At 61.1% G+C, this 8893-nt stretch carries 4 protein-coding genes and 2 pseudogenes; 4 read left to right on the top strand and 2 right to left on the bottom strand.

Annotated elements, in window-relative coordinates; all coding sequences use genetic code 11:
- The first annotated feature begins 332 nt into the window (after positions 1-332).
- Positions 333-4286, top strand: coding sequence for a trifunctional transcriptional regulator/proline dehydrogenase/L-glutamate gamma-semialdehyde dehydrogenase (putA, locus tag ACQRBT_RS06915; protein WP_205344156.1), 3954 nt, complete (start codon positions 333-335; stop codon positions 4284-4286).
- Positions 4287-4516: 230 nt separating this feature from the next.
- Positions 4517-6319 (top strand): acyl-CoA dehydrogenase, encoded by a 1803-nt coding sequence (locus ACQRBT_RS06920; protein WP_412046587.1) that lies wholly within the window; start codon positions 4517-4519, stop codon positions 6317-6319.
- Here ACQRBT_RS06920 and ACQRBT_RS06925 read toward each other — a convergent pair.
- A complete protein-coding gene (locus tag ACQRBT_RS06925) occupies positions 6316-6606 on the bottom strand; it encodes a cell division protein ZapA (protein WP_412046586.1) in 291 nt (96 codons plus the stop codon). The genes ACQRBT_RS06920 and ACQRBT_RS06925 overlap by 4 nt on opposite strands.
- Positions 6603-6833, bottom strand: coding sequence for a hypothetical protein (locus ACQRBT_RS06930; RefSeq protein ID WP_058423524.1), 231 nt, complete (start codon positions 6831-6833; stop codon positions 6603-6605). Before ACQRBT_RS06930 ends, ACQRBT_RS06925 begins: the two co-directional genes overlap by 4 nt.
- Before the next feature lie 342 nt (positions 6834-7175).
- On the opposite strand from ACQRBT_RS06930, the pseudogene ACQRBT_RS06935 reads away from it, so the two are divergent.
- Both ACQRBT_RS06935 and ACQRBT_RS06940 read left to right on the top strand, forming a co-directional pair.
- Positions 7176-7832, top strand: a pseudogene (locus ACQRBT_RS06935) (MCP four helix bundle domain-containing protein); the annotation flags it as partial.
- A 303-nt stretch (positions 7833-8135) separates the two neighbouring features.
- Positions 8136-8735, top strand: a pseudogene (locus ACQRBT_RS06940) (methyl-accepting chemotaxis protein); the annotation flags it as partial.
- Positions 8736-8893 lie beyond the last annotated feature (158 nt).

Below are 8893 nucleotides of genomic sequence, written 5' to 3' on the forward strand. Positions count from 1 at the left end.
GATGAACCGAACCTTGGAGGTGGTTGCACCTTGGTCGCGAATGCTATGCAACAAAGCAAATAAGGTGCAACCAGTTTCGCGAGAATAAGTTGCACCCAGACATGTATTACGCCAAACACCGCGTTTTTGCTCCCTTTCGGAGCAAAAACAGCCGACATCATAATAAAACGCACCAAGAAGAAGCGAATTCCGCTGAGGGCCGATTTTTTTCTCAAGAACCTTCAAAAATTTCCTGAACAAAAGGGTTGCACCCGGTTGCACCTCCTCATGGGCAAAGCTAATCTTGGCGCCAGCAGATGCCACTCGGTAGTGGCACCCATGAGGATAAAAAGATGGCAACGACCACCCTTGGGGTCAAACTCGACGACCCGACCCGCGAACGCCTGAAGGCTGCCGCGACCTCCATTGATCGCACGCCGCACTGGCTGATCAAGCAGGCGATTTTCAATTACCTGGAGAAACTCGAGGGTGGTGCAACCCTGACCGAGCTCAATGGCTTGGGCAGCAAGGACGTTGAAGAGGCCGGCGAGATCCAGACCGATCACGCCCACCAGTGCTTCCTGGAGTTCGCCGAAAGTATCCTGCCGCAGTCGGTACTGCGTGCGTCGATCACCGCTGCTTACCGCCGCCCGGAACCGGAAGTGGTGCCCATGCTGATCGAGCAGGCACGCCTGCCGGCGCCGATGGCCGAAGCCACCAACAAACTGGCCGCCTCGATTGCCGAAAAACTGCGCAATCAGAAGAGTGCCGGCGGCCGTGCCGGTATTGTTCAGGGCCTGCTGCAAGAATTTTCCCTGTCGTCCCAGGAAGGCGTGGCCCTGATGTGCCTGGCCGAAGCGTTGTTGCGCATCCCGGACAAGGGCACCCGTGACGCGCTGATCCGCGACAAGATCAGCACCGGCAACTGGCAGCCGCACCTGGGCAACAGCCCGTCGCTGTTCGTCAACGCCGCCACCTGGGGCCTGCTGCTGACCGGCAAACTGGTCTCCACCCACAATGAAGCCGGCCTGACTTCATCCCTGAGCCGCATCATCGGCAAGAGCGGCGAACCGATGATCCGCAAGGGCGTCGACATGGCCATGCGCCTGATGGGCGAGCAGTTCGTCACCGGCGAGACCATCGCCGAAGCCCTGGCCAATGCGAGCAAGTTCGAAGCCAAGGGCTTCCGTTACTCCTACGACATGCTCGGCGAAGCCGCACTCACCGAGCATGACGCCCAGAAGTACTTGGCCTCGTACGAACAAGCTATCCATTCCATCGGCAAGGCGTCTCACGGCCGTGGGATTTATGAAGGGCCAGGCATCTCCATCAAGCTTTCGGCCCTGCACCCGCGTTACAGCCGCGCTCAGTACGAGCGTGTGATGGACGAGCTGTACCCGCGCCTGCTGTCGCTGACCCTGCTCGCCAAGCAATACGATATAGGCCTGAATATCGACGCCGAAGAAGCCGACCGCCTCGAGCTGTCCCTGGACCTGCTGGAACGCCTGTGTTTCGAGCCGCAACTGACCGGCTGGAACGGTATAGGTTTTGTGATCCAGGCCTACCAGAAGCGTTGCCCGTATGTGATTGACTACGTTATCGACCTGGCGCGCCGCAGCCGCCATCGCCTGATGATCCGCCTGGTGAAAGGCGCGTACTGGGACAGCGAGATCAAGCGCGCCCAGGTCGAGGGCCTGGAAGGCTACCCGGTGTACACCCGCAAGGTGTACACCGACGTTTCCTACATTGCCTGCGCACGCAAACTGCTGTCGGTACCGGAAGTCATCTACCCGCAGTTCGCTACGCACAACGCTCATACACTGTCGGCCATCTACCATATCGCCGGTCAGAACTATTACCCTGGCCAGTACGAGTTCCAATGCCTGCACGGCATGGGCGAGCCGCTTTACGAACAGGTTGTGGGCAAGGTTGCCGATGGCAAGCTGAACCGTCCGTGCCGCGTGTACGCACCGGTCGGCACCCACGAAACGCTGCTGGCTTACCTGGTACGTCGCCTGTTGGAAAACGGCGCCAATACCTCCTTCGTCAACCGCATTGCCGATCAGTCGATCTCGATTCAGGAGCTGGTGGCTGATCCCGTGGCCAGCATCGAGCAAATGGCCACGCTGGAAGGCGGTTTCGGCCTGCCGCACCCACGTATTCCGTTGCCACGCGACCTGTATGGCAGCGACCGCGCCAACTCCGCCGGTATCGACTTGGCCAACGAACATCGCCTGGCGTCGCTGTCCTGCGCCCTGCTGGCCACGGCCCACAACGACTGGAAAGCCGCGCCGATGCTCGGTTGCGCGTCCAGCGAGCAAGCGACGACGCCGGTGCTGAACCCCGCCGACCTGCGCGACGTCGTCGGCCAGGTCCAGGAAGCCACCGTTGCAGATGTCGATAACGCCATCCAGTGCGCGATCAACGCCGGTCCGATCTGGCAGGCCACTCCGCCCGCCGAACGTGCCGCGATCCTGGAGCGTGCCGCCGACCTGATGGAAAGCGAGATCCAGCCGCTGATGGGGCTGCTGGCCCGCGAAGCCGGCAAGACCTTCGCCAACGCCATCGCCGAAGTGCGCGAGGCCGTGGATTTCCTGCGGTATTACGCGGTGCAGGCACGCAACGATTTCACCAACGACGCCCATCGCCCATTGGGCCCGGTGGTATGTATCAGCCCGTGGAACTTCCCGCTGGCCATCTTCAGTGGCCAAGTCGCCGCCGCGCTGGCGGCGGGTAACCCGGTACTGGCCAAGCCTGCCGAGCAAACCCCGCTGGTGGCCGCACAAGCCGTGCGCATCCTGCTGGAAGCCGGCATTCCGGAAGGTGTGCTGCAACTGCTGCCCGGTCAGGGCGAAAGCGTGGGCGCCCGCCTGGTGGGTGATGATCGCGTCAAAGGCGTGATGTTCACCGGTTCCACCGAAGTGGCGCGCCTGCTGCAACGCAATGTCGCCGGCCGCCTGGACACCCAGGGTCGCCCGATCCCGCTGATCGCCGAAACCGGTGGCCAGAACGCGATGATCGTCGACTCCTCGGCCTTGACCGAACAAGTGGTCATCGACGTGGTGTCCTCGGCCTTCGACAGTGCCGGTCAACGTTGCTCGGCCCTGCGCGTACTGTGCTTGCAGGAAGACTCGGCAGACCGCGTCATCGAAATGCTCAAAGGTGCCATGGCTGAATGCCGTCTGGGCAACCCGGAGCGTCTGTCGGTGGATATCGGCCCGGTGATCGACGCCGAAGCCAAGGCCGGCATCGAGAAACACATCCAGGCCATGCGCGACAAAGGCCGCAACGTGTACCAAGTGGCTATCGCCGACGGCGAAGAAATCAAGCGCGGCACCTTCGTGATGCCGACCCTGATCGAGCTGGAAAGCTTCGACGAACTGCAACGCGAGATCTTCGGCCCGGTGCTGCACGTGGTGCGCTACAAGCGCAAGGAAATCGACCAGCTCATCGGCCAGATCAACGCTTCGGGCTACGGCCTGACCCTGGGCGTGCATACCCGTATCGACGAGACCATCGCCAAGGTGATCGACAACGTCAATGCCGGTAACGTCTACGTCAACCGCAACATCGTCGGCGCCGTGGTCGGCGTGCAGCCGTTCGGCGGCGAAGGCCTGTCGGGCACCGGCCCGAAAGCCGGTGGCCCGCTGTACCTGTACCGCCTGCTGTCGACACGTCCGACCGATGCGATCGAACAATCCTTCGTGCGTGGCGATGCACTGGCCGCACCGGATGTGCGCCTGCGCGATGCCATGAGCCAACCGCTGACCGCCCTGAAAACCTGGGCCGACAGCAATAAGTTCAGCGAACTGAGCGCCCTGTGCACTCAATTCGCCGCGCAGTCGCAAAGCGGTATCACCCGCCAACTGGCCGGCCCGACCGGCGAGCGCAACAGCTACGCCATCCTGCCTCGCGAACACGTGTTGTCGCTGGCGGAGGTGGAAGGTGATTTGCTTACTCAACTGGCGGCGGTATTGGCGGTAGGCGGTTCGGCGGTATGGCCGGAAACTGGCCTGACCAAGGCCTTGTTCCCACGCCTGCCGAGGGAGATTCAGGCGAAGATCAAGCGCGTGGCCGACTGGACCAAGGACGAAGTCGTATTCGACGCCGTTCTGCACCACGGCGACTCCGACCAACTGCGTGCGGTGTGCCAGCAAGTGGCCCAGCGTGGCGGTGCAATTGTCGGGGTGCAGGGTTTGTCGCAGGGTGAGACGGCGATTGCGCTGGAGCGCCTGGTGATCGAACGTGCCTTGAGCGTCAACACTGCGGCGGCAGGCGGTAACGCCAGCCTGATGACCATTGGTTAACTGACCCAACAGGGTCAGAACTGTGGGAGCGGGCTTGCTCACGAATGCGCAATGTCAGTCGACCTCTCATCGACTGACAAGCTGCTATCGCGAGCAAGCCCGCTCCCACATTGGCTCCGCGCTTCTCTCACCCTTGCGCGTTCTGCCCCTCCATCACCCAAATCAATCTTGCTATCCAGCCTCCATTCGCGCACTTAGACTCAGGCCAATTCCTCTAAAGGTAACCCGCCATGTCCGAGTCGCTGCTCAGTTCCCGCAACCTGGCTTTCGAGCTGTATGAAGTCCTCGATGCCGAGGGCCTGACCCAGCGCGAGCGGTTTGCCGAACACACCCGCGAGACGTTCGACGCCGCCATCGGCACGGCGCGAAACATCGCTGAAAAGTACTTTGCCCCCCATAACCGCAAGAACGATGAAAACGAGCCGCGCTATGCAGACGGTGCGGCGATTCTGATTCCGGAAGTGAAACCCGCCGTGGATGCCTTTCTCGAAGCCGGCTTTCTCAATGCCGCCCGTAGCTTCGAAGCCGGCGGCATGCAACTGCCCACTCTGCTGTCTCAAGCCTGTTTCGCGCACTTTCAGTCAGCCAACGCGGCATCGACGTCCTACCCGTTCCTGACCATGGGCGCCGCCAACCTGATCGAAAGCTTCGGTACCGAAGAACAGAAACAGCGCTTTCTGCAGCCGATGATCGACGGCCGCTTCTTCGGCACCATGGCCCTCACCGAGCCCCACGCCGGCTCGTCGCTGTCGGATATCCGTACACGTGCGGAACCTGCCGCCGACGGCACTTATCGACTCAAGGGCAATAAGATTTTCATCTCCGGCGGCGACCACCCGCTGTCGGAAAACATTGTGCACATGGTGCTGGCCAAGCTGCCGGATGCGCCGCCAGGGGTGAAAGGCATTTCGCTGTTTATCGTGCCCAAGTTCCTGGTCAACGACGATGGCAGCCTCGGCGCGCGCAACGATGTGCTGCTGGCCGGGCTGTTTCACAAAATGGGCTGGCGCGGCACCACTTCCACAGCGCTCAACTTCGGCGATAACGGCAACTGTGTCGGTTATCTGGTGGGCAAACCGCACCAGGGCCTGAGCTGCATGTTTCAGATGATGAATGAGGCACGCATCGGTGTCGGCATGGGCGCCGTGATGCTCGGGTACGCCGGTTACCTGTACTCACTGGAATATGCGCGTGAGCGCCCGCAGGGTCGCCTGCCCGATAGCAAAGATCCTACGACAGCACCGGTCTCGATCATCCAGCACGCCGACATCAAGCGCATGCTGCTGACCCAAAAGTCCTACGTGGAAGGCGCGTTCGACCTTGGCCTCTACGCCGCACGGCTATTTGACGACACCACCACCCTGGAGACCGAGGGCGAGCGCAAGCAAGCCCACGAACTGCTGGACCTGCTCACGCCCATCGTCAAATCCTGGCCGTCGGAGTTTTGCCTCAAGGCCAATGAACTGGCGATCCAGATTCTCGGGGGCCACGGCTACACCCGTGAATACCCGGTTGAGCAGTATTACCGCGACAACCGTCTGAACCCGATCCACGAAGGGACCCATGGCATTCAGTCCCTGGACTTGCTCGGGCGTAAATTGGCGCAGAACGGTGGTGCGGGTCTCAAGCAGTTGATTCGATTGATCGCCGAGACGGGCGCACGGGCACAAGCCTATCCGTCACTGAACGCATTGCGTGAGCCACTGGAACACCTGGTCAACCGCTTGCAAAGCGTGACGATCGGCCTGCTGACGGATCTGGCCCAAGGCAAGGTCAACAGCAGCCTGGCGAACTCGGCGCTGTACTTGAAAGTGTTCGGGCATACGGTGATTGGCTGGCGCTGGCTGGAACAGGCGATACGCGCAGAGGAAGGGCTGGCCAGGGGGAATGCGGCCGACGTCGCCTTCTATAAAGGCAAGCTCCAGGCTGCCCGGTACTTCCTGACCTGGGAAGTGCCGAGCTGCCATCATGAACTGGCGATTCTGGAGGCACGCGACGATACGTGCCTGGGGATGCAGGATGACTGGTTCTAGGGCTGGATGGCCTTGGAAATCACATCGACCGTGGCGCTGACTTGCTCTTGGTAACGGTCGAGCTCCTGCTGGTGACGCTGTTGCATTTCGATCTGCTCGGCGCACAGGTTCAGCGCGGCCAGTACCAATAACTTGTCACCGATCAGGGTCGGGTACTTTTTCTTGGTGGTGGCCAACGAGGCCTTGAGCAGGGTCACGGCGTGCATCAGGGTTTGGTCTTCCCCGGCCGGAGCCTTGATCGAGTAATCCTCTCCGAGAATCGAAACGACCTTTATCCCTTCATTCATGCGCTGACAGGCCCTGCGCTCACACGCTCAACCAACGCCTGGATGCGAGCGGCGGTGGCGCCGTGCTTTTCTTCCTGTTCCATCAGGCTCAGTTGCAGGCTGTCGTTTTCATCCTTGGCGCGGGCCAGTTCCGCCTTGAGGGACTCGTTGCTGCCCAGCAGGTCCTGGTTCTGCTGTACAAGGTCGCTGACCAATTGTTCCAATTGACTGAGAGATGCTTCTAACATTTTGATTTCTCGGGCTTTTAAAAGGGCGGTGACGATAAAGAAAATTCACCTCGGATGCCAGGCTTATCCCCGGCGCGCAGCCCGTTTTTTAAGGGCCGGGCCGCACTTTCGGAGCCTTAGTGACTGCAATTCCCCCATCTGGTTCCTGAATCGGTTTAACCCCTCGTCCGATGCGACAAAAGCGCGCACGCCCTTAAGACTTTAGTCGCATGGCCGATAGCCGATGCATACCCGTCTCAAGACCGCATGGATCGCGCTTCTTCCCAGGATTCCCGCATGTCTCTCCGTAATATGAATATCGCTCCGAGGGCCTTCCTCGGCTTCGCGTTTATTGGCGCACTGATGTTGTGTCTGGGCGTGTTCGCCTTGAACCAGATGAGCAAGATCCGCGCAGCCACCGAAGCCATCACCCTGAGCAGCGTGCCGAGCATCCGCGCCCTGGACGAGTTCACCCAACTGACCCTGCGCCTGCGAGTGCTGTCGTACCGCCTGCTGACTAACCGCGAGCCGGACGTGCAGCAAAAGACCCTGGATGCCTTCGACCTGCGCAATCAGCAGATCCGCACAGCCCAGGCCGTCTACGAAAAGCTGATCAGCAGCCCTGAAGAACGCAATGCCTACGAGGAGTACGTACGCCTGCTGGGCCAGTACCACCAGATTGAAGAACGCATGAAGAGCCTGTCGCGCGCCAATCAGATCGAAGCCCTGCGCGACCTGCTGAACACGCAATTGCTGGACAACTCCGAGCAGGTCAATGCCGTGTTGACCCGCCTGCTGGACATCAATAACAACGATGCCAATGCCGCCAACCTGCAAGCCAAAAACCAGTACGACATGGCCTTTGACCTGGTAGTGGGCCTGCTGATCATCGCCACGGGGCTGACGCTGTTGTTCGCCTGGTTGCTGACCCGCAGCATCACCGTGCCGATTTCCCAGGCTCTGGAAGCGGCCGAAGAAGTGGCTGAAGGCAACCTGACCCGCCCGATCAAGGTCGACGGCAACGACGAAGCCGGCCGCCTGCTGGCCGCCATGGCCAAGATGCAGGACAAGTTGCGCGACACCTTGCAACGCATCGCCGGCTCCGCCACCCAGCTGGCGTCCGCCGCCGAAGAACTGAACGCCGTCACCGACGAAAGCGCTCGCGGCCTGACCCAGCAGAACAACGAAATCGAACAGGCCGCCACTGCCGTCAACGAGATGACCAGCGCCGTCGAAGAAGTCGCGCGTAATGCGGTCAGCACCTCGGAGGCCTCGCGCAACGCCACCACGTCGGCCGGCGACGGGCGTGATCTGGTACAGGAAACCGTCAGTGCCATCGAACGCATGAGCAGCGACGTGCAAGCCACCGCCACCCTGATTGGCGAGCTGGCCAACGAATCGCGTGACATCGGCAAGGTGCTGGATGTGATTCGCGGCCTGGCCGACCAGACCAACCTGCTGGCCTTGAACGCGGCGATTGAAGCGGCGCGTGCCGGTGAAGCCGGTCGTGGCTTCGCCGTGGTCGCCGATGAAGTGCGGGCGCTGGCCCACCGCACTCAGCAATCGACCAGTGAGATCGAACGGATGATCGGCAGCATTCAGACCGGCACCGGGCATGCGGTGGACTCGATGCGTAACAGCACCGAACGCGCAGAATCCACGCTGAACATTGCCAAAGGGGCAGGCATGTCCCTGGACACTATCAACACCGCGATCATCGAGATCAACGAGCGCAACCTGGTGATCGCCAGCGCAGCGGAAGAACAGGCACAGGTGGCGCGTGAAGTGGACCGTAACCTGGTGAACATTCGTGATCTGTCGGTGCAGTCGGCGACCGGTGCCAGCCAGACCAGTACGGCGAGCAGTGAGTTGTCGCGCCTGGCAGTGGATTTGAACGGGATGGTGAGCCGCTTCCGCCTCTGACTGGACACCACTGGCTTGAAAATGTGGGAGAGGGCAAGCCCTAATGCCAGTCAGTTAAATGGTGGAATGTAGAACACATCATCTGTAGTGAGCGGGCTTGCCCCGCGCTGGGTGGCGCAGCCGCCCCGAACCCAGGCACCTCGGTCCTTCTGAAATAC

Origin of the sequence: Pseudomonas sp. R19M (assembly GCF_050312585.1) — a bacterium.
Taxonomy (GTDB): Bacteria; Pseudomonadota; Gammaproteobacteria; order Pseudomonadales; family Pseudomonadaceae; genus Aquipseudomonas; species Aquipseudomonas palleroniana.